The organism is Winogradskyella litoriviva (assembly GCF_013249065.1).
Classification (GTDB): Bacteria; Bacteroidota; Bacteroidia; order Flavobacteriales; family Flavobacteriaceae; genus Winogradskyella; species Winogradskyella litoriviva.
This window is the reverse complement of record NZ_JABRWQ010000057.1, coordinates 1-255: the sequence shown is the minus strand read 5'-3', so window position 1 is coordinate 255 and position 255 is coordinate 1. Positions and strand designations below refer to the sequence as shown.

The window sequence follows — 255 nt, the reverse complement described above, 5'->3', positions numbered from 1 at the left end:
TAACAGAGATGGATTTAAGTCTAAAGAATGGTGAGATTACCAATTATAATCCAGCCTATTCCGTTAGCTATTACGAAACCGCAGCAGAAGCAATTTCGGAGAGTAATCCATTACCAGTGCTTTACACCAATACGAGTAATGGACAAATTATTCATGTACGAGTAGAAGCTATAGAAACAGGATGTTACAGTTTAACAACATTAGAGTTAGTAGTAGAACAAGCACCCATAGCATTTACACCACAAGATTTAAGGT

1 protein-coding gene is annotated in these 255 nt (G+C 36.5%); it reads left to right on the top strand.

Going from position 1 to position 255, the window contains the following annotated elements; genetic code table 11:
* Positions 1 to 8: 8 nt before the first annotated feature.
* Positions 9 to 255: hypothetical protein (locus HNV10_RS17140; protein ID WP_241695533.1), on the top strand; the 247-nt coding region annotated here is incomplete at its 3' end.